This is a genomic window from Candidatus Limnocylindrus sp. (assembly GCF_040397235.1).
Classification (GTDB): domain Bacteria; phylum Chloroflexota; class Limnocylindria; order Limnocylindrales; family Limnocylindraceae; genus Limnocylindrus.
In genome coordinates, this window is record NZ_JBBAWH010000015.1 from 1 (window position 1) to 1,023 (window position 1,023).

Annotated in this window: 1 protein-coding gene and 1 riboswitch; the gene reads left to right on the top strand. The window is 66.5% G+C overall.

The window, feature by feature from the left end; translation table 11 throughout:
* The first annotated feature begins 18 nt into the window (after positions 1-18).
* Positions 19-124, top strand: a riboswitch (SAM riboswitch).
* A 90-nt stretch (positions 125-214) separates the two neighbouring features.
* A partial coding sequence (locus AC3LB0_RS05935; RefSeq protein WP_488650242.1) for a methionine adenosyltransferase domain-containing protein occupies positions 215-1,023 on the top strand: 809 nt, incomplete at its 3' end.

Consider the following 1,023-nt stretch of genomic DNA (forward strand, 5'->3'; position numbering starts at 1 on the left):
CTGTCACCTTGGTGGTGACGCGCATCGAGAGCACCGGAGAGATTCAGCTCGACGAAGGTGCGGCAACCAACGGATCCCCAACCCGGGGGCCGGAACGGTGCCAACGCTGATATGGCGATGCGGACGGGTCCGACGTGGACCAAGCGCCCTCTGTGGCGTGCTGCGTCGTGCCCCAGGCGCCGGCCCGAGCCGGTCGAACTGGGAGGTACAAAAGATGGCAGCGAAGCCAAGCACCAGCAGGATCGTGACCTGCGAGTCCATGACCACGGGGCATCCCGACAAGCTCTGCGATCAGATCAGCGATGCGCTGCTCGATGCGCACCTGGTACGCGATCCGTACACGCGCTGCGGTATTGAGGCCGCCGCAAGCGGCAACGAGGTCTGGGTCTTTGGCCAAGTGGCCAGCCGCGACCCGCTCAACCACAGCGAAATCGTGCACACCGTGCGCCGTGTCATTCGCGAGATCGGCTACGAGTCGGCAGAGGAGGGGATCGACCCCGACACCTGCACCGTGCGCGTCACCATCGACCCCCAGAGCGGCGACATCGCCATGGGCGTCGTTCGCGACGACGGGGTGCTGGGTGCGAGCGACCAGGGGATTGTCTACGGCTATGCCACGAACGAGACTCCCGAAGGGCTGCCACTGCCGCTGGTGCTGGCGCAGCGCCTTACCCGTGCCCTCACGAACGCTCGCACCACCGGAGCGATCCCGTGGCTGCGACCCGACGGTAAGGCGCAGGTCAGCGTGCGATACGTGGGCGATACGCCACATGAGGTAACGGCCTTTGTGGTCTCGGCGCAGCATCGCGCGGAGGTGCACATCGACGAAGTGCGTAGCGCCCTTGAGGCACTAGCGCGCGAAGCGCTCGGCAGCTGGGTGACGCCCAACACCGCGGTGCACATCAACCCAACGGGAAGGTTCGTGGTGGGCGGACCGCTTGCTGACTCGGGCCTCACCGGTCGCAAGGTGATCGCCGATACGTATGGTGGCGTGGCGCACCATGGCGGTGGCGCCTTCAGCGG